The following is an 18,458-nucleotide window of genomic DNA, read 5'->3' on the forward strand; positions in this document are numbered from 1 at the left end:
AGGTTTCTATCGTGGCGATACGTACTTACCAACAGTTCACTCCATTGCTCGGCGCGCGGGCGTTTGTCGACGTCTCGGCCGTGGTTCTGGGCGATGTGGAAATCGGTGCGGACAGCTCAATCTGGCCCCTGGTGGTGATCCGCGGCGACATGCACAGCATCCGCATCGGCGAACGTACCAGCATTCAGGATGGCAGCGTGCTGCATATCACCCACGCCGGCCCCTTCAACCCCCGTGGCTACCCGCTGAATATCGGCGACGATGTGACCATCGGCCATAACGTCACCCTGCATGGCTGCGAAATCGGCAACCGGGTCCTCATCGGCATGGGCAGCATCATCATGGACGGCGTGGTGATCGAAGAGGAAGTGCTGCTCGGTGCCGGCAGCCTGGTCACCGCCGGCAGCCATCTGGAAAGCGGCTACCTGTACGTCGGCAGCCCAGCCAAGAAGGCCCGTGCACTGACCGAGAAGGAACGCAGCTATTTCCGCTACAGCGCCGACAACTATGTGCGCCTGAAGGATCAGCACCTGATGGAAGGCTATAGCAGTCGATGATCCAGGGGGACTTGAACTACCGGCACATCCTCTTCGACCTCGACGGCACCCTGACCGACCCGCGCGAGGGCATCACCCGCTCGGTGCAGCATGCACTGGCGCAGTTGGGTATCGACGAGCCCGACCTGCAGACGCTGGAGCACTTTATCGGGCCGCCGCTGCTGCAGTGTTTTATGCACACCTATGGCTTCGACGAGGCCACGGCCTGGCGGGCCGTGGGGCACTATCGCGAGCGTTTCGCCGAGGTCGGGCTGTATGAAAACCAGCTGTTTGCTGGCGTTGGCGAGCTGCTGCAGCTGCTGGGCGAGCAGGGCCGCACCCTGTATATCGCCACCAGCAAGCCACGGGTGTTTGCCGAGCAGATTGCCCGGCATTTCGATTTTGCTCGGCACTTCAAGGTTATCTACGGCAGCGAACTGGATGGCACGCGCACCGACAAGGTCGAGCTGATCGCTCACCTGCTCGAGCAGGAAGGCTTCGCGGCGGACACTGCCCTGATGATCGGCGACCGCAAACACGACCTGATCGGCGCTCGGCACAATGGCCTGGACGCGGCAGCGGTGGGCTATGGCTTCGGCAGTGTCGAGGAGCTGCAGGCCGAAGCGCCGCGCTATCACTTTTCGACCCTGGCCGAGTTGCATCGGGCTTTTATGGGCTAGCCAGGGCGGTGAAAAACCTTTCACCGCCAAGGGCACGGCAACTGGGCGAACATCGCGGTCAAGACCGCTCCTACATAGGGCGCAGGTGCAGGCCTAGTCGTTGCGCTGGTAGATGATCTTCTTGGTGCCGCCGTCGCAGCTGCCAACCAGCATATTGGGGTCCTGGGCTTCGTCGTTGGGCACGATCTCCAGGGTGTAGCTGGCAACGCCGGCGGCCTGGATCTTCACTTCAATTTCCTGCTTCAGCTCTTCGCAGGGCTTGGCTGCCGCCAGGGCGGTGCTGCTGAGCACAGCAAGCAGCATGGCCAGGGTCCATTTGTTCATTGCATCGCTCCTTTGCCGGAATGGCAGTTGTGGGGTTTTGACCGCTGCTCGGCTGGGCAAGTTCTCGCCCCGTCAGACCAGGCCTGCAGGGCTTGCTGGCGCTCGTTTTCAGGCAGTTTACCGAGAGCCGTGACACGCTGGTAGAAGCGCGGCCAGTCGCCTTCGGCTTGCGCGAACAGGGCGGCGAAAGCCGGCACCCAGCGATCATAGAGGCCAAACGGCAGCAGCTTGGCATTGTTCAATGGCGCGGCCATCCAGCCATCGTAACGACCGGTGCCGCCCCATTCGCCCTCGCGCAGGGCCTGGTACTCGGCGCGCAGGCGGGCGAATTCGGCCTGTTTGCCGGCGCGCATCTGCTCCTCCGCCAACCCGCTGGCGTAGAGCCGCTCCAGGCGCTCGCGACTTGCCAGCACCAGGGCGGTGAACTGTTCGCGCTGGCGTTCGCCCTGATGGTCCGCCGGGGCCAGACCGCGGGCCGCACGCCATTGGCGCAGGCCCTGGCGCTCGACAAAGGTGGCGAAGGATTCGTTGAAGGCGGTGTCGTTGGCGACATACAGCTGCTGATGCGCCAGTTCATGGAAGATCACCGCCACCAGGCGTTCATCGCTCCAGCGCAGCATGGTGTTGAGAATGGGATCGTCGAACCAGCCCAGGGTGGAATAGGCCTCCACGCCGCCCAGGTAGGTATCCAGCCCGCGCTGCTTGAGCAGGGCGGCCATGCCCCGCGCCCGGCCCTGGCTGTAGAAGCCGCGATAGGCCACGCAGCCGGCAATCGGGAAGCAGTGCTGCTGCGGGTCCAGGGAAAACTCGGTGGTGGCGAACACATTCCACACCACAAAAGGCCTCTGGATATCCGCGTACAGGCGATAGCTGCGGTTGTCGGGCAGGTGCAGCGCGGTGCTGGCGAAACGGCGCGCCTGCAGGGCCATGGCCAGGCGTTGCTTGAGGCCGGCATCGGTGCCCGGATCGGCGAGTAGTTCGGTGATGGGTTCACGGGCCTGCAGCAGTTGCAGGTGGCCCCTCGCCAGGTGGCCGTAGTAATCCAGCGTGCTGCAGCCGCCCAGTAGCAGCGCCGCGGCCAATGGAACCCCGAGGCGGCAGGCGAAGTCGATAAGGAAACGAGCAAGGCGAGTGGTCATGCCCGCCAAATTAGCGCATTGCTGCTACTGCCCGCACTAGGGTCTGTTGCCGTTTCGTTCGCGGCTCGCGACGAAAGGCAACAGCCACTAACAGGCGTAAGCTGACTGCATCACGCCAACACCCCGGAGGCTCCCATGCGTTACCTGGCCCTGCTTGTCAGTCTGTTGCTTCTCGGCGCATGCGCCTCGCCGCTACCTGTCCGCGACCCGGGGATGGCCTGGGTCGATCTGTACACCCCTGCCAGCGATCTGTTGATGGCCGAGGAACTCGACGGCAAACGCCTCAACGATGGCCGCTACTTCCAGGTAAGCCCCGGCAGCCATGAGCTGATCGCGCGTTTTCGCTTCGAAGTGCAGGGCGGCGGCGATCTGATGGCCGAGCCGATAGAGCGCACCTGTGAGCTGCGCGTGCGTTACGACGATTTCGCCGCAGGCCAGCGCTACCGGATCGAAGCCCGGACGCTGGCGATGAGCGCCCAGGCCTGGCTCTACGACGAGCAGCGCAATGTGCTGGCGCGAGCCAAGGTGCTGCGTTGCGGGATGTTCTAGCAGGCTGTTGCACAGCGGCCTGCGAAACCCTTCACGACGCCCAGCGGATCAGGCGTCGAGCACCGCTTCCAGGGTGATCTCGGCATTCAACAGCTTGGATACCGGGCAGCCGTTCTTGGCCGCTGCCACCGCCTGTTCGAAGGCCGCGCGGTCGGCACCGGCAATCTTGGCGCGCAAGGTCAGGTGCACGGCGGTGATGGCGAACCCGTTGTCAAACTTGTCGAGAGTAACCTCGGCCGTGGTCTCGATACTTTCAGCGGTCATGCCGGCGTCACCCAGCTCCTTGGACAGGGCCATGGAAAAACAGCCGGCGTGGGCCGCGCCGATCAGCTCTTCCGGGTTGGTGCCGGGCTGATCCTCGAAGCGCGTATTGAAGCCGTAGGGGCTGTTCGACAAGGCACCGCTCTGGGTCGAGATAGTGCCTTTGCCATCTTTGATGCCACCTTGCCAGTGGGCCGATGCTGTCTTTTTCATCTGAGCTCTCCATTGCTTTAAGGACTACAGAGTTCAGAGAGCTATCGGCGCGACAAGTTCGCGGCGATTTAGCCGGCGCGCACCTGGGCGAGGATTTCGAAGGCGTGCAAGCGGTCGGCGAAGTCGTAGAGGTCGCAGGTGAAGATCAGCTCGTCGGCACCGGTCTGCTCCAGTAGCACCTCCAGGCGCGCGCGGATTTTCTCCGGGCCGCCGATCATCGCCATACCGAGGAAGCTGCCCACCGCCTCCTTCTCATGGGGCAGCCACAGGCCCTGCATGCTCGCCACCGGCGGCTTCTGCACCAGGCTCTGGCCGCGGATCAGGGCGAGGATGCGCTGGTAGGCCGAGGTGGCCAGGTATTCGGCCTGCTCGTCGCTGTCGGCGGCAATCAGCGGTACGCCGAGCATCACATAGGGCTTGTCGAGCACTGCCGAGGGCTTGAAGTGATTGCGGTAGACACGAATCGCCTCGTGCATATAGCGCGGCGCGAAGTGCGAGGCGAAGGCATAGGGCAGTCCTTTTTCCCCGGCCAGCTGGGCGCTGAACAGGCTGGAACCGAGCAGCCAGATCGGCACATTGGTGTCGGTGCCGGGTACGGCGATCACCCGCTGATCCGGCGTGCGCGGGCCGAGGTAGCGCTGTAGCTCTTCGACATCCGCCGGGAAGTCGTCGGCATTGCCGATGCGGTCGCGGCGTAGCGCCTGGGCGGTGAAGTGATCTGCGCCAGGGGCGCGGCCCAGGCCCAGTTCGATACGGCCGGGGTAGAGCGTAGCGAGGGTGCCGAACTGCTCGGCGATCACCAGCGGCGCATGGTTGGGCAGCATCACCCCACCGGAGCCCAGGCGAATGGTTGAAGTGCCGGCGGCCAGATAACCGAGCAGCACGGCGGTGGCCGAGCTGGCGATGCCGTCCATATTATGGTGCTCGGCGACCCAGAAACGCTCGAAGCCCAGGCGCTCGACATGTTGCGCCAACGCCAGGGAGTTGCGCAGGGCCTGGGCCGCGTTGCCGTCATCGCGGATCGGTGCCAGGTCGAGGGTGGAGAATTTAGTTTGGGCGAGTGTGCTCATCGGGCCTGCCTGTTGGTTATCCGTTTGCGTGGGCGCAGCAATGTGCCAATACCTGAGTTAGATAGTGGGGCTTATTCTGCGGATTCCAAGGGCACCGAGCTGACGCGGGGATAATCACAGGAATTTATTCGGCCTCATCGCCTGGATAGGCGCAGCGCAATCCGGGGTTGCAATCCCGGATTGCGCCAAGGCCCTGCGGCGGCTGTGTGGGTTGGATTTTCATCCACCCCTGCAGTTGCTATATGGATGAGGCCTCACCCCACCCACGAGGCCGCTGGTGCTGCAACTGAGGGGGTATCGGTGCGCCGGGCGTTCAGCTGTTGCTCAGGCGAAAACCGACCTTCAGGGTGACCTGATAGTGGCCAACCTTGCCGTCGACTATATGGCCGCGGGTGTCCACCACCTCGAACCAGTCCATATTGCGCACCGACTTGGCACACTCGGCCAGGGCGTTTTCGATGGCGTCCTCGATACCGGTCTTGGACGAGCCGACGACTTCGATTTTCTTGTAGACATGATGATCGGACATGCGCATTTCCTCGGGCAGTTAGGCTTAAGTGCCATAGCTTCACGCTAGCCAAGCCAGGGGAAAGCACAAGGACACCGGCCGCTATCGGCGCTACGGCGTGTGACTGTTATGCGGCTCGCCGAGTTCACTGGCCAGCCACTGGGCCAGCCGTTCGGCGCGGTTGTCGCGGCTGCGCAGCGGCCGCCAGAGCACCAGGCGCGCCGCGGTTTCGACAAAGCCCCAGGGCGCGACCAGGCGACCAGCGGCCAGATCGTCGGCCACCAGTTGCTGCGGCGCGATAGCTACGCCGAGGCCAGCGGCGGCCGCTTCCAGCAGGTAGTAGAGGTGCTCGAAGCCCTGGCCGTAACGCAGCGCGCCGCTATCCAGGGCATTGCCGCTGGCCCAGCTCGGCCAGGCCTGGGGCCGTGAACTGGTGTGCAGCAGTGGCTCGCCGAGCAAGGCGGCGGGCGGTGCCTGATGCAATTCGGCGAAGCGTGCGTAGCGCGGGCTAAGCACCGGGCCGATGCGCTCGACGGCCAGCTCATAAACCTGCATATCTGCCGGCCAGGGCGGCTCGGCGAACCACAGGGTGGCGTCCACCCCGGGGCGACGCGGGTCCAGCTCGCCTTCGCTGGCGGACAGCTGCAGGCGCAGTTCTGGCAACTCGCGGTTGAGCCGGTCCAGGCGCGGGATAAACCAGCGCGCCAGCAGGCTGCCCGGGCAGGCCAGGACAAAGGGTGCATCGGCCTGGCCCTGCTGCAGCTCGGCACAGGTGCTGCGCAGGCGGGCAAACAGCTCGCTGCTGACATCGCGCAGGCGCACACCCGCATCTGTGAGTTTAAGGCCGCGACCTTCCCGGGCGAACAGGGCGAGGCCCAGATGCTCTTCCAGGGTTCTGAGTTGTCGGCTGACCGCGCCATGGGTGACATGCAGCTCTTCTGCCGCCTGACTGACGCTGTGCAGGCGGGCGGCGGCCTCGAAGGCGCGCAGGGCATTAAGCGGCGGAAGGTCTTGGCTCATATGTGAGTTTTCCTGACAGGTTGCGGCGATCTTATCGCTTTTACCGCGCGCGCCACAGCCTTATCCTGTGCCCATCGCCGTAGAAGCGGGGGGACGCCTAGTCGCCCTACCCGCGACCACGCCTTTTTATCTTGCTGTGGAGAACGCCATGACTTCCTTGCGCACTGGCCCAGACGCCAACGGCCTGTTCGGCTCGTTCGGTGGCCAATATGTCGCCGAAACCCTGATGCCGCTGATCCACGACCTGGCCGCCGAATACGAGAAGGCCAAGCTCGATCCCGAGTTCCAGAAGGAACTGGCCTACTTCCAGCGAGATTTCGTCGGCCGTCCGAGCCCGCTGTATTTCGCCGAGCGCCTGACCGAGATGTGCGGCGGGGCGAAGATCTACTTCAAGCGCGAAGAGCTCAATCACACCGGCGCGCACAAGATCAATAACTGCATCGGCCAGGCCCTGCTGGCTCGGCGCATGGGCAAGAAGCGCATCATCGCCGAGACCGGTGCCGGCATGCACGGCGTGGCCACCGCCACCGTGGCTGCGCGTTTCGGCATGGAATGCGTGATCTTTATGGGCACCACGGACATCGACCGCCAGCAGGCCAACGTGTTCCGCATGAAGCTGCTGGGTGCCACCGTGATCCCGGTGGTCGCCGGCACCGGCACCCTGAAAGACGCGATGAACGAAGCGCTGCGCGACTGGGTGACCAACGTGCACAACACCTTCTACATGATCGGCACCGTGGCCGGCCCGCACCCGTATCCAGCGATGGTGCGCGACTTCCAGGCGGTGATCGGTAAGGAAACCCGCGAGCAGATCCTCGCCCAGGAAGGCCGTCTGCCCGACAGCCTGGTGGCCTGCATCGGCGGCGGTTCCAATGCCATCGGTCTGTTCCACCCCTTCCTCGACGATAAGGATGTACAGATCGTTGGCGTCGAAGCGGCCGGTTACGGCATCGAAACCGGCAAGCACGCCGCCAGCCTCAACGGTGGCGTACCCGGCGTATTGCACGGCAACCGTACCTTCCTGCTGCAGAACGACGACGGCCAGATCATCGACGCTCACTCGATTTCCGCCGGCCTGGATTACCCCGGCATTGGCCCTGAGCACGCCTGGTTGCACGACGTTGGCCGGGTTGAATACACCTCGGTGACCGACGAAGAAGCCCTGGCCGCGTTCCACACCTGCTGCCGTCAGGAGGGCATTATCCCCGCCCTGGAAAGCGCCCACGCCCTGGCTGAAGCCTTCAAGCGTGCGCCGAAGCTGCCCAAGGAGCACCTGATGGTGATCAACCTGTCCGGCCGTGGCGACAAGGATATGCAGACTGTTATGCACCACATGGAAAACACTTCGCAGGAGAAACACTGATGAGCCGCCTGCAAACCCGCTTTGCCGAGCTGAAAGAACAGAACCGCGCCGCCCTGGTGACCTTCGTCACCGCCGGCGACCCGAACTACGACGCCTCCCTGGCGATCCTCAAGGGCCTGCCGGCTGCCGGTGCCGATGTGATTGAGCTGGGCATGCCCTTTACCGACCCCATGGCCGATGGCCCGGCGATTCAGCTGGCGAATATCCGCGCCCTTGAAGGCGGTCAGGACCTGGCCATGACCCTGCAGATGGTCCGCGAATTCCGTGAAGGCGAGCAGGCCACGCCGCTGGTGCTGATGGGCTACTTCAACCCGATTCACAAGTACGGCGTCGAGCGCTTTATTGCCGAAGCCGTGGCCTCGGGCGTCGATGGCCTGATCGTGGTCGACCTGCCGCCAGAGCATAACGTCGACCTCTGCGATCCGGCTCAGGTCGCGGGCCTGGACTTTATCCGCCTGACCACCCCAACCACCGACGACAAGCGCCTGCCCAAGGTGCTCAACGGCAGCTCCGGCTTCGTCTATTACGTCTCGGTAGCCGGTGTGACGGGTGCCGGTTCGGCGACTCTGGACCACGTCGAGCAAGCTGTTGCCCGTCTGCGCCGGCACACCGATTTGCCGCTGTGCATCGGCTTCGGCATCCGCACCCCGGAACATGCCGCGACCATCGCCCGTCTGGCCGAAGGTGTGGTGGTGGGTTCGGCGCTGATCGACCAGATCGCTAACGCCACCAGCAGCGAGCAGGCGGTGGAGGGCGTGCTGAGCCTGTGCAGCCAGCTGGCTGAAGGTGTGCGCGGCGCGCGCGGTTAATCAGCCCAGGTAGAGTGGACAAGGCTCTGCCATGTTCACCCTACATAGCTCTGGTAGCCCGGATGCGATCCGGGAGCCTTAATTGTCTGTAAAACCGTTCCCGGATTTCATCCGGGCTACGGGTTCGGTGTAGGGTGGGCGGCGAAACGTTACCCACCCTTGGTTCCCTGCCCCGAGTCTCGCCATGTCACGCCTACCTATCGCCCGCAAACCCCGCGCCAGCAGCCAGAGCCGTATCGCCGGCATCCTGGCCGCTGCCCGCGAGTTGCTAGCCGAGCAGGGCGTGGCCAGCCTGTCGATCTACAGTGTGGCCGAGCGCGCGGGGATTCCGCCGTCCTCGGTGTATCACTTCTTCGCCGGCGTACCGGCCCTGCTGGAAGCGCTGACGGCAGATATTCACGGGGCGTTTCGCGCCTGCCTGCAGGAGCCGATCGAGCATGATCAGCTGCGTGACTGGCGTGATCTTTCGCGACTGGTGGAACAGCGCATGCTGGCGATCTACGCCGCCGACGCCGCGGCGCGCCAGCTGATTCTGGCCCAGCACGGCCTGGCGGAAGTGACCCAGGCCGACCGTCAGCACGACATCGAGCTGGGGCACCTGATGCAGTCCTTGTTCGACCACCACTTCCCCCTGCCGCAACTGCCGGAGGATGTGGATGTATTCGCCCTGGCCATGGAGCTGGGGGATCGGGTGTATGCACGCTCGGTGCAACTGCACGGGGTGATCACCCCACGCATGGCCGAGGAAGGCATGCGCGTGTTCGATGCCTATCTGGGCCTCTACCTGCCGCCGCACCTGCCGAAAAGAACCCTGTAACCGCTATCCCGCTCACCAGCGGGTTTACTCGGCACTCGTCATAGCTACGGCAGCGTCAGGCCGCCACTGGCCTTGTGCAGCCCGCGCAGGTGCGCGCCAAGCTGCGCCAGGTTGTTCTCGCTGGCCTCCAGCTCGGCCAGACGTTCAGGTTCCAGCAGGCTGCGCACCTCCTGGTCGAGGTCGTCGCTAAGCCGGCGCAAGTGCTGCTGACGGTTGCGGCTTTCGGCTTCCAGGCGCTGCCATTCGCTGCTTTGCGGCAGGCCATAGCCACCTTCGAGCAACTCCGCCGGGCGACTGAGAAAGCCACTGTTGGCCAGGATCTGCTCCAGCGCGCCACCGGCCTTGCCCAGGCTTGCATCCTGGCCGGCGCGACCACTGAGGTAGCGCTGCTTGAGCTCCTCCTGAGCCAGCAGCAACTGACGGCGCAAAGCCGCCTGCTCAAGCAGCAGCAGCGCGGCGCTGGCGCGCAGATCGGCCTTGGCAAACCAGGGCTGGCGCGCCGTGGCGGGTTGCTCCAGCCAGTCTTCGACCCTGCTCTGCTCGATCGGCAGACGCTGCTGCAGCACCGCGAACATGGCCTGGTAACGCTCGCGAAAGGAGTCGAAACGATAGCCCAGGCGCAGGGCTTCGCGGGGGTCATCCAGCACGCTGCCATCGGCCAGGCCACGGGCCAGCAGGCTGTCGAGCAGGCCGTTGGGCATAATGCTGTCCAAGGCATGCAGGTCGGGGTGCTGACTGCCGCTGCGCAACAGCTTGAGGGTTTCCACCGCGCAGTTGTTGGAGATGAAGTAGTAGTCGCCGTCATAGCTCCAGTGCTGCTCGGCGGCGCGGGTCACCAGGTTTTCCAGCTGCTCGCGGGTCAGCTGCAGCGGGATCGAGGCCAGGCTGCGCAGCTCGATCTTGGTGTATTCCTCGACCACCTGCTCCAGCGGCAGGACGAACAGCCGCGAGGGGTAGGCACCGGTCAGGCCGTCCCAGCTGGACAGCTGCACGTCGCCGACAAAGGCGCGGTAGGACAGCACCAGGTGCTGATCCAGGTCCAGCCGGCAATCCGGCCCCAGCGCCCGACCGGGCGCGCAGATCACCAGGCGCAACATGCTGTGGCCCCAGCGGCTGGCCCAGGCATCGTTGGCCTCGGCCAGTAGATAGTCGACGGCATAGACCCGCGCCGGCTCCAGCCTGCCCAGGGGCTGACGGGCAAAGTCGCGGCCGGCATTCAGGTAGGCATGGCCATCATCGCACTGCGCCTGGTCAGGCGGCGTCCAGGCGAAGTGCCGGGCCAGATGGCGCGCCAGGGACGGGCGGCGGCAGGCATAGGCGGGGTCGAGGAGGAAGTACTCCATATTCACCGCAACGAACTCCCGCGGGTTACTCAGCTCATAGCTGTCGGGGCTGCGTGCCAGCTGGCCGTTCTCTGCCTCGCGCTGGCCACGGCTGCCAACCCGCTGCGGCCAGCCTGCCAGGTCAAGCAGCTGCGGGTCGTCGCTAAGGGTAAAGCGCCGCGCGCTCTGGCCGCGACAGTCATCGGGCAAGCCCACCGGGCCGAAACTATTGAGGCGCTGGCGACAATGCTGCAACAGGCTTTTCTGCGCCGGCGACCAGAGTTGGGCGCGGTCATAGAGGTGGGTCAATTCGTGCAGCACGGTGGCCAGCAGCTCGCGGCGCACGCTGCCGTGGGGGCGCTCGGTGCGCGCAGTGGCGGCGCGGCCATCGGTGAGGGCCGGCAGCAGCAGGGCGTTGAGTTCGATACCGCTAAAGCGCCCGGCGCGGCCATAGACCTCGGCCGGCAGGTCGCGCCAACGCAGTTTTACCCGCCGATCCAGTTGCTGCTTGAAGCGTGGCGGCAGGGCCTGCAGGGCCTCGTCGAGCAGCACCTGAGTGGCCTGGCGCTCGGCCGGGCTCAGGTCGCTTTCGCTAAGTACCAGGCGCAGTTCGGCCTGGCTGCCGACGCTGACCAACAACGCCAGCATCAACAGCCAGGCACGCGGCAAACTCACAGCGCCAGAATGGCTTCGGCCAGTACCAGGTCGGAGGCACCCTGGGCTTCGGGCACACGGCTACGGATGGCACCGAGCGCGGCCTCCAGCTGCACACCACGGATGGCACCCTGAGTGGCGACGAAACTGGCGGCATCGTCACGGGCCGCCAGGACGATTTTCGAATCGCGAATCGAGGTGGTGGTATCCGAGGTGAAATCAAACGTGCGATCCACCGCTCGGATGATCACATTGCTGCTGGCCACCAGGGTCTGCGCCTGGACACTGCCGGCAAATAGGGCAACAACGACTACAGCGCTAAGCAGGGAACGGTACATGGCAATCTCCGGTAAGGCAGGGAAAAGCAGGAAGGACACTGATTGGAACCCACAACCCGCGGCTCGGTTCCGGCAGTACGAACAACAGCCTGAGCGCCAAGCCGCGGCGCAGCAAAATACCGGCTTAGGAGCAGATCCGCAGCCGGCACGCCCCCCCTGTTAGAGGCTGAGGATGGCCTGCGCCAGCTGCAGGTCATCCGCTTGCAACTGCGGTGCCTGCTGACGGATATGCAGCAGCGCGGCCTCCAGTTGCACACCGCGAATGCTGCCCTGGCTGGCGACGAAACTGGCGGCATCATCACGCGCGGCGAGCACGACCTTGTCATCGCGCAGCGAGGAGGAAATATCGGATGTGGCTTCCGAAGACGCGGCCAGACCGGAAACCAGGGAGTCGGTGGTCACTACAAAGCTGCTGGCCGAAGCAACACTGGCCAGGGTCAGCAGTGCGGCAGCGCTAAAAAGACGAAAAAGGGTCATGACGAAGCTCCGTACAAGCGAGGACAACGCAAACAGCACAGTCGCTGCTTGCGATTGCAAGACTAGCTCAAGCATGCTGGCTCGGGTCAATTACTGGATGCCAATCCCAACCGGCAAGATAAGGCTGAAACGGCGTACGAGGTAGCGGACAAGAGGCTGTTCTGGGCGAAGATTAGCCGTGCAGGTTTGTGTAAACTGCGGCCAATATCCGCGTAATGGTGCGATTTGTCATAGATCATGTACGCTCTGCAAGCTAAGTTGCAGACACTGGATGAGGCGTGGAAGAAGGCAATTGCAGGGCAGCGAACCTTTCTGGATATTGGCAACTAAATAACAATTAATTGCGCTGACCGGGGCACATGGGTACGGCGTATAGGAGTTCTTCTCGCAACATGATCATCCTCGTTGGGTCGAAAATCGATCAGGCCAGCATCCAGGGCTCTCTCGGTAAGCCGGAATACAGTTACTTTTTCCTGATGAAGGACTTCCTTCCGGCGCTGGAGCGCCTGGGGACTGTGCTGCCGGTCAAAAGTACCGATGAGATAGAACGGCTGTCCGAGCAGTACCGGGCGGCCGGCGAAGAGGTAGTATTTCTCAGTTTCAGCCCGCCGCACCAGGTCCCTCTCGGCCTGAGCTGCCCTACCGTGGTGGTCTTCGCTTGGGAGTTCGATACCCTGCCGTCAGTCGCCTGGGATGACAACCCGCAGAATGATTGGCGCTATACGCTGGCCAACCTGCAAGGAGCCATTTGCACCAGCCAGGAAACCGCCAACCTGGTTAAACAGGCCACGGCTGAGGACTTTCCGGTTATCTCGCTGCCGGCACCGGTCTGGGATCGCTATAAAAGCCTTGGTAGCGCCGACGGATTGCCCGTCGAACTAGGCGACCGGGTATTCCCATTCGCCGGCATCGTTATTGACAGCCCCCTCTTGGGGCTGTCCGCCGATGGCCTGGTACGCAAGCCAAGCGAAGTGCCCACTGAACCAGAACCAGAACCAGAACCAGAGCTTCCACCGCCATCAGGAGCACTTACCCAGGCTTGGCAACTCAGCAAAGCGCTGTTTAATGGCTGGCTGGAAGAAATTCGCCGCCCTCTACAGCCCACCTCACATATCGCCCCCACGACAGAGACCTCGACACCTGCCGTTGCGCCAGCCGATGACGCAGCACCTGCAGCACCGCCGCTGCATCAGATTCATGTCTCCGGCGTGGTCTACACAACAGTGCTGAACCCCGCAGACAGTCGCAAAAACTGGGTCGAGTTGATTACCGCCTTCTGCTGGGCATTCAAGGAGCGCGAGGATGCCACCCTGGTCGTGAAAATGACCCATCACGACCTGGAGTATTACCGCATCGTATTGATCACCTTGTTATCGCGGCTGGCCCCCTTCAGCTGCCGGGTGATTGTGCTGCATGGCTTTCTCGAGGATGAGCAGTACCGTGAGCTTATAAACGCGTCGACCTATTACGTGAACGCCTCTTCCGGAGAAGGCCTGTGCCTGCCTCTTATGGAGTTCTTTTCCGCCGGCAAACCAGGCATAGCGCCCGTACATAGCGCCATGAGCGACTATGTCGACGAACACCTGGCGTTTCTCCTCAAGTGCTCACTCGAACCCTTTTGCTGGCCCCACGATCCTACGGGCGTGTTTATGACCCATCGTCATCGCCTGAACTGGCACTCCCTGGTGAAGGCTTATCAAGACAGCTATCAGGTTGCCCAAGCGGGACCTGAGCATTACCGCAACATGTCGCAACATGCCTTTAAGAGAATGCAGGCATTCGCCTCGGTTGATGTAGTGACTACGCCACTGGATGTGTTCCTGCGCGCGCTGGTAAACGACCGCAACAGCGAGACGTTCGTGCAACGGGAAGAGGGCATGCTGCCATGAAGTTTCTGGTTTACTCGGAAGTCTCGGCTGCACGTATTGCCACCAGCATGGGGTTGCCGGAGTACAGCTATTACTTTGTTCTGCGTGACTTCTTGCCTGTACTGAAGGCCTTGGGCGATGTGCAGGTGGTCGAAGACCCCGAACAGCAAGTCGATGCGCTCTATGATCAAGCCTGTGCAGCAGGCGAACGCTGCCTGTTTCTGTCATTCTCGCCCCCCCAGAAAACCCTGCTGGGGCTCCGCTGTCCGACCACCCCGGTGTTTGCCTGGGAGTTCGACAGTATCCCCACTGAATGCTGGCTGGATGAGCGACAGCAGGACTGGCGATATGTCTTGAATACTTGCGGCAGTGGTATCACGCACTCGCAGATGATCGTCGATGCCGTGCGCAAGGAAATGGGCCCGCAATTCCCGATCGTGGCGATCCCCTCGCCGGTCTGGGACAAATTTGCCACGATCAGGGCGCAACCCGCCGAATTGCCTCTGACCAGCACTATCGCCATCAGCGTCCGCGCGGGAGTAGTCGTCGATAGCCACGACCCGGCATTAAGCCCCTATATTTTCGGCGAGCATGCAACGGCCAGAGTGGTGCAGGCCATCCGCGAACACGAACAGGCCATGGTCCGCCAACAGCCCGCCGAGAACACCGTTGCAGCCCCCGCCACTCGCCAGCAATCACGCGTCCAAGTAACTCGACGTTATCTGGGCGAGTGGTACCTGAAGGTGCTGCGGCAGAACATACCCTTCCTGCCCAACGCCAAAGAAAAAGCGCTTCCGCGGTTCGAACTGGTTCGCGAAGATCCGGACAAGCGCTTGGAGCCGCGTAACACCGTCGAGCCGCCGCATCCGCTCGCTACAGGCGTCAAACCGCTGATGCCCGAATGGCTGCCGGGCGATTCTGAGCTGAAATTGTCCGGGGTGATTTTTACCGCACTATTCAATCCTTATGACGGCCGCAAGAACTGGGCAGATATGCTGACCGCATTCTGCGCAGCGTTCCGCGACACCCCCGATGCCACGTTAGTGTTCAAGCTTGGGCATAACGAGTACCTGTCCGCCATGCACGACATGCTGATCTGGATGGCGCGCATGCCCAAATTCCAATGCCGGGTAGTCCTGCTTCACGGCTACCTCGACGGCAGCGAGTTCGATGCACTGATCCGAGCGAGCGCCTTCGCAGTCAATGCCTCGCATGGCGAAGGCCAGTGCCTGCCATTGATGGAGTTCCTGTCCTGCGGCAAACCCGCGATTGCGCCCCGCCACTCGGCAATGGTCGACTACATGGACGAAGACGTGGGGTTTGTTGTCGACAGTTGGCTTGACGCCACCGCCTGGTCTCATGATCCGCGCCTGGCTTATCGCACGCAGCGCCACCAGATTGACTGGGCCTCCCTGAAAGAGGCCTACCTGGCAGCCTATGACTGCGCCAAGCACCAACCCGAGCGCTACCAGCAACTCGCCCAGAATGCGATTGAACGCATGCGCGGCCACTGCTCCCGGCATGTTGCGCAAGAAGCGCTGTCCGCATTTCTTAAGATAGATCAAAGGGTGAGCGCATGAGACGGGTATTGGCCTGGTGGCATCGGCTGATCGGCGGCCCTAAATTACAGAGCCCTCCCCCTCCCGCCCCAACTCCAGCGCCCGACTATGTCGACGCCCGCGATTGTGGCTTGGTGGATGCGGTGCAGAGCGGCTGGTTTCTGAACGCCAGCGACGAACTGTTTTCCGGCTTCGCCATCGGACCGCAGGACGTAGTGCTCGACGTCGGCTGCGGTGCAGGCGGCGCGACCCTGTTTTGCGCCAACCGTGGTGCCCATGTGGTGTTCAGTGATGTCGTACCAGAGAAAATCGAAGCCCTGCGGCAGAAACTTGAGCAAACACCAGCTCGGGTCGTAGAAGGACTGGTGTCAGACAGCAACCCACTGCCACTGGCAGCTGACTACGCAAGTCGGATAATTGCCCTGGAGATGCTTGAGCACGTCGATGATCCGGCAACCGTATTGCGTGAGCTGGTTCGGGTGGGACGTCCGGGGGCTCTCTACCTGTTAGCGGTACCCGATCCAGTTGGCGAACACATCCAGCAGGGTTGTGCGCCTGCGCATTATTTCCAAACACCCAATCATATTCACATTTTCGAGCGCGAAGCCTTTGGCCGATTGGTGGAAGACGCCGGCCTCGTTATCGAACGGCGCGCCTCATACGGCTTTTATTGGAGCATGTGGATGATGATCTACTGGTCGCAGCTCAAGGCCTCCGGCGAGCAACAGGCAGGCGAAACCCATGACGTTGTGCATCCACCCTACTCGCCACTGCTTGATGACTGGGCGGGCCTGTGGCACCGACTTATCCAGATGCCCGAGTTTTCCCCGGTTAAACAGCAACTGGATCGCCTGATGCCCAAGAGTCAGGTCATTGTTGCGCGCAAACCCTTTTGATCCGTGCAGTCAGACTCACCGTCCCATTATGAGAATTAGCACATGCTGAATCGGCTCAAGCGCCTACTGTCTTCATCTTCCGAGCTCCAGCCCACCCGCGAGCCAGCTCCCAAGATGCTTGCACCCACAGAACCCGAGATCGATATCGGCCTGATCGATATTCATCAGAGCGGCTGGCTGCAGAACGACACAGGCGAGCTGGTTCGTGGCTTTGCGATATCGGCTGAAGATGTAGTACTTGATATCGGTTGTGGCGAAGGCGGTTATGCCCTCTTTAGCGCCCGGCAAGGGGCCGAGATCATTCTCGCCGACGTCGATGCCGATAAGCTCGATACCGCTCGCGCGCGGCTTGAGAAAGAGGGCGCGCGCAGCGTTCGCACACTGGTTACCGATGCCAATCCTATACCGCTGGACGATGGAGTAATCAGTCGGGTCGTCGCCATGGAAGTTCTCGAACACGTCGACGACCCCGCCCAGTTCATGGCCGAGCTGGTGCGCGTCGCCAGGCCGGGCGCTCTGTTTCTGCTGACGGTCCCGGACGAAATCATCGAGGGCGTGCAGAAACATATCGCCCCCTCTGTCTATTTCGAACGCCCCAACCATATTCGTATCTTCAAGCGCGGCGAATTGGAACAATTGGCGCTGGAGGCGGGACTGAGCGTGGAGAGCACCATGCAGTACGGTTTCTATCACGCCGTATGGTGGTCGTTGTACTGGGCCTGCGAGAACCAACCGCTCAGCCCGCCTTGGCATCCGTTGCTGGAAAATTGGTCGGAGACTTGGTCGACGCTACTGTCGCTGCCCGCCGGGCCGCGTATCAAGACGGCGCTGGATACTGTTATGCCGAAAAGCCAGGTTGTAGTTGCGCGCAAACCCTGAGGTCACCGTTATCCAATGAGAACCCGCATCGGTGATATCGAAATCCTGCGTGGAATCGCGGTGTTGATGGTGGTCTTCCACCACGCCTCCGGCAACCTGTTTACCTGGACCACCCCCAATATGGAGCGCTTCTATGCCTATTTTAGTGGTTGGGTCGGAGTGGATCTGTTCTTCGCTATCTCTGGGTTTGTGATTGCGCGCGATCTGGTGCCACGGTTGTTGGCGGCACCGCGCGGCGAAGCGACCACACGTATGGTGCTGGCCTTCTGGGTACGTCGGGCTTGGCGGCTGCTGCCATCGGCATGGCTATGGCTGCTGGTAATGCTAGTTGCCTCGCTAGCCGTCAATCAAACCGGCGCATTCGGCCCGTTTCGCACTAACTTGGAGGCAACGGTTGCCGGGCTTTTACAGGTGGCCAACTTCCGCTTCGCCGAGGCCTTTATGCAATGGCCCTATGGAGCGAGCTTCGTTTACTGGAGCCTTTCGCTGGAAGAGCAGTTTTACCTGTTGTTCCCTCTGGTGATCCTCTTAGCGCGCCGCTATTTGTTGCACGCCATGATCTTGTTGGTACTGCTGCAGTTCTTCTTGGTGCGTACGCCTGCACTAATGGCCTTTCGTACCGATGCATTGGCGCTTGGAGTGCTTTTGGCGCTGTGGACGCAGCATTCATCGTACTTGCTTTTCAAACCCGACTTTCTTGAACGACACAAATACGGACTGGCTGTGCTTCTGGTCGCGCTGATCTGCCTTTGGGTGCTGGGTTCTGGCCAGCTACGTAGCGTTAACATCAAAATTGGCATGATCGCACTGATATCTGCTGCGCTTGTCTGGGTGGCCTCCTACGACAGGGGCTACCTGGGGTTTCCGAAAATTCTTTCGAACCTGCTGATATGGTTCGGCTCACGGTCCTATGCCATCTACCTGATTCATATACCGGCTTTTTACTTCACTCGAGAACTCTGGTTTCACACAGATGCGGCGGCGCAAGGTTTTAATGAAGATTTCTTCTATCCGTTCGTAATTACGGCTTTCCTGCTAATCGTGGTGTTGAGCGAACTGAACTATCGCCTTCTGGAAGCTCCATTGCGCGACTATGGAAAGCGGGCCGCACTAAGAATCAGGGATGGAAGCGATGGCTTTGCAGATATGTCGGACTCGGTCAGATCTAAATAATGC

The 18,458-nt window shown here is 62.1% G+C and carries 20 protein-coding genes; 11 read left to right on the forward strand and 9 right to left on the reverse strand.

The genetic code is table 11. The features are described 5' to 3' along the window. The first annotated feature begins 11 nt into the window (after nucleotides 1–11). Both WMW70_RS18275 and WMW70_RS18280 read left to right on the forward strand, forming a co-directional pair. Complete coding sequence (locus tag WMW70_RS18275) at nucleotides 12–557, forward strand: gamma carbonic anhydrase family protein (RefSeq protein WP_341438886.1); 546 nt, start codon at nucleotides 12–14, stop codon at nucleotides 555–557. Next, entirely contained in the window at nucleotides 554–1,216 is a 663-nt protein-coding gene (locus WMW70_RS18280) for an HAD family hydrolase (protein WP_445942164.1), read from the forward strand. The genes WMW70_RS18275 and WMW70_RS18280 overlap by 4 nt, the downstream gene beginning before the upstream one ends. A gap of 93 nt (nucleotides 1,217–1,309) precedes the next feature. On the opposite strand, the gene WMW70_RS18285 is transcribed toward WMW70_RS18280, so the two are convergent. Together WMW70_RS18285 and WMW70_RS18290 are read right to left on the reverse strand one after the other, a co-directional pair. Next, the gene (locus tag WMW70_RS18285) at nucleotides 1,310–1,540 is read right to left on the reverse strand and encodes a DUF1161 domain-containing protein (RefSeq protein ID WP_341438887.1); all 231 of its coding nucleotides are present in this window, start codon (nucleotides 1,538–1,540) and stop codon (nucleotides 1,310–1,312) included. After that, nucleotides 1,537–2,679: an aminopeptidase gene (locus WMW70_RS18290; RefSeq protein WP_341438888.1), complete on the reverse strand. Its 1,143-nt coding sequence runs from the start codon at nucleotides 2,677–2,679 to the stop codon at nucleotides 1,537–1,539. The genes WMW70_RS18285 and WMW70_RS18290 overlap by 4 nt, the downstream gene beginning before the upstream one ends. A 135-nt stretch (nucleotides 2,680–2,814) precedes the next feature. Here WMW70_RS18290 and WMW70_RS18295 point away from each other — a divergent pair, with 135 nt between their 5' ends. Beyond that, the gene (locus tag WMW70_RS18295; RefSeq protein ID WP_341438889.1) at nucleotides 2,815–3,228 is read left to right on the forward strand and encodes a PA0061/PA0062 family lipoprotein; all 414 of its coding nucleotides are present in this window, start codon (nucleotides 2,815–2,817) and stop codon (nucleotides 3,226–3,228) included. Nucleotides 3,229–3,276: 48 nt separating this feature from the next. Here the strand turns inward: WMW70_RS18295 and WMW70_RS18300 are convergent, their stop codons facing one another. The 4 genes from WMW70_RS18300 to WMW70_RS18315 all read right to left on the reverse strand — a co-directional run bounded on the left by WMW70_RS18300 (nucleotide 3,277) and on the right by WMW70_RS18315 (nucleotide 6,300). Continuing rightward, nucleotides 3,277–3,702, reverse strand: a complete 426-nt coding sequence (locus tag WMW70_RS18300) for an OsmC family protein (protein WP_341438890.1) — start codon at nucleotides 3,700–3,702, stop codon at nucleotides 3,277–3,279. Nucleotides 3,703–3,770: 68 nt separating this feature from the next. After that, nucleotides 3,771–4,772, reverse strand: coding sequence for an LLM class flavin-dependent oxidoreductase (locus WMW70_RS18305; RefSeq protein ID WP_341438891.1), 1,002 nt, complete (start codon nucleotides 4,770–4,772; stop codon nucleotides 3,771–3,773). A gap of 313 nt (nucleotides 4,773–5,085) precedes the next feature. Next, the gene (locus tag WMW70_RS18310) at nucleotides 5,086–5,301 is read right to left on the reverse strand and encodes a dodecin (protein WP_341438892.1); all 216 of its coding nucleotides are present in this window, start codon (nucleotides 5,299–5,301) and stop codon (nucleotides 5,086–5,088) included. 90 nt (nucleotides 5,302–5,391) lie between these two features. Beyond that, on the reverse strand, nucleotides 5,392–6,300 hold the full coding sequence (locus WMW70_RS18315) for a LysR family transcriptional regulator (protein ID WP_341438893.1): 909 nt from the start codon (nucleotides 6,298–6,300) through the stop codon (nucleotides 5,392–5,394). Nucleotides 6,301–6,448: 148 nt separating this feature from the next. Here WMW70_RS18315 and trpB point away from each other — a divergent pair, with 148 nt between their 5' ends. The 3 genes from trpB (at nucleotide 6,449) to WMW70_RS18330 (ending at nucleotide 9,289) form a co-directional block, all read left to right on the forward strand. After that, a complete protein-coding gene (trpB, locus tag WMW70_RS18320; RefSeq protein ID WP_341438894.1) occupies nucleotides 6,449–7,663 on the forward strand; it encodes a tryptophan synthase subunit beta in 1,215 nt (404 codons plus the stop codon). Beyond that, nucleotides 7,663–8,472, forward strand: a complete 810-nt coding sequence (gene trpA, locus WMW70_RS18325; protein ID WP_341438895.1) for a tryptophan synthase subunit alpha — start codon at nucleotides 7,663–7,665, stop codon at nucleotides 8,470–8,472. The genes trpB and trpA overlap by 1 nt, the downstream gene beginning before the upstream one ends. Nucleotides 8,473–8,656: 184 nt before the next feature. After that, nucleotides 8,657–9,289: a TetR/AcrR family transcriptional regulator gene (locus tag WMW70_RS18330; RefSeq protein ID WP_341438896.1), complete on the forward strand. Its 633-nt coding sequence runs from the start codon at nucleotides 8,657–8,659 to the stop codon at nucleotides 9,287–9,289. Nucleotides 9,290–9,333: 44 nt separating this feature from the next. Here WMW70_RS18330 and WMW70_RS18335 read toward each other — a convergent pair whose 3' ends face one another. The 3 genes from WMW70_RS18335 to WMW70_RS18345 all read right to left on the reverse strand — a co-directional run bounded on the left by WMW70_RS18335 (nucleotide 9,334) and on the right by WMW70_RS18345 (nucleotide 12,080). Beyond that, nucleotides 9,334–11,259: a DUF7844 domain-containing protein gene (locus WMW70_RS18335; protein WP_445942168.1), complete on the reverse strand. Its 1,926-nt coding sequence runs from the start codon at nucleotides 11,257–11,259 to the stop codon at nucleotides 9,334–9,336. A gap of 23 nt (nucleotides 11,260–11,282) precedes the next feature. Further along, a complete protein-coding gene (locus WMW70_RS18340; protein WP_341438898.1) occupies nucleotides 11,283–11,603 on the reverse strand; it encodes a DUF2388 domain-containing protein in 321 nt (106 codons plus the stop codon). A gap of 159 nt (nucleotides 11,604–11,762) precedes the next feature. Further along, a complete protein-coding gene (locus tag WMW70_RS18345) occupies nucleotides 11,763–12,080 on the reverse strand; it encodes a DUF2388 domain-containing protein (RefSeq protein WP_341438899.1) in 318 nt (105 codons plus the stop codon). A gap of 392 nt (nucleotides 12,081–12,472) precedes the next feature. On the opposite strand from WMW70_RS18345, the gene WMW70_RS18350 reads away from it, so the two are divergent. Genes WMW70_RS18350 through WMW70_RS18370 form a run of 5 tightly spaced genes read left to right on the forward strand, consistent with a single transcriptional unit; the run spans nucleotide 12,473 to nucleotide 18,455 of the window. Continuing rightward, nucleotides 12,473–13,969, forward strand: a complete 1,497-nt coding sequence (locus WMW70_RS18350; protein WP_341438900.1) for a glycosyltransferase — start codon at nucleotides 12,473–12,475, stop codon at nucleotides 13,967–13,969. Beyond that, complete coding sequence (locus tag WMW70_RS18355; RefSeq protein ID WP_341438901.1) at nucleotides 13,966–15,528, forward strand: glycosyltransferase; 1,563 nt, start codon at nucleotides 13,966–13,968, stop codon at nucleotides 15,526–15,528. Before WMW70_RS18350 ends, WMW70_RS18355 begins: the two co-directional genes overlap by 4 nt. After that, nucleotides 15,525–16,403: a class I SAM-dependent methyltransferase gene (locus tag WMW70_RS18360; protein WP_341438902.1), complete on the forward strand. Its 879-nt coding sequence runs from the start codon at nucleotides 15,525–15,527 to the stop codon at nucleotides 16,401–16,403. Before WMW70_RS18355 ends, WMW70_RS18360 begins: the two co-directional genes overlap by 4 nt. A 42-nt stretch (nucleotides 16,404–16,445) precedes the next feature. Continuing rightward, a complete protein-coding gene (locus WMW70_RS18365; protein ID WP_341438903.1) occupies nucleotides 16,446–17,282 on the forward strand; it encodes a class I SAM-dependent methyltransferase in 837 nt (278 codons plus the stop codon). A gap of 15 nt (nucleotides 17,283–17,297) precedes the next feature. Next, nucleotides 17,298–18,455 (forward strand): acyltransferase family protein, encoded by a 1,158-nt coding sequence (locus WMW70_RS18370; RefSeq protein ID WP_341438904.1) that lies wholly within the window; start codon nucleotides 17,298–17,300, stop codon nucleotides 18,453–18,455. Nucleotides 18,456–18,458 lie beyond the last annotated feature (3 nt).

It is taken from the genome of Pseudomonas sp. XK-1 (genome assembly GCF_038069885.1).
Classification (GTDB): Bacteria; Pseudomonadota; Gammaproteobacteria; order Pseudomonadales; family Pseudomonadaceae; genus Aquipseudomonas.